Source organism: Methylobacterium nigriterrae, from assembly GCF_037106235.1.
Classification (GTDB): domain Bacteria; phylum Pseudomonadota; class Alphaproteobacteria; order Rhizobiales; family Beijerinckiaceae; genus Methylobacterium; species Methylobacterium nigriterrae.
Window position 1 is genome coordinate 1 of the sequence record NZ_JBAWTG010001077.1, and the last position, 250, is coordinate 250.

A 250-nucleotide genomic window follows, 5' to 3' on the forward strand; every position below is an offset into this window, starting at 1 on the left:
TCGACGGCCTGGTCGACCGGTCTGCGGACGGGTCCGGTCGCGACGTGTCGGTCTCGCTGGCCCGCACGGCGGCCCGGCTGCTGGACGCGCCGGGGCGCGACCCGGACCCTCCTCCCGCTGCCGTGCCGCCGGCGTCGACCACCGTGACCCACGCCGGCGTGCGGACCGCGCGCCCGGCCCTGCCGGTCGACGACTACCCCGCGCCGGCGCACCCCTGGGGCTCCGACCCCCCGCTGTGGGCATGAAATCT

Annotated in this window: 1 protein-coding gene; it reads left to right on the forward strand. The window is 78.8% G+C overall.

All coding sequences use genetic code 11. The features are described from left to right. A partial coding sequence (locus tag WDW90_RS40310; protein ID WP_336493135.1) for a hypothetical protein occupies nt 1-245 on the forward strand: 245 nt, incomplete at its 5' end. Nucleotides 246-250 lie beyond the last annotated feature (5 nt).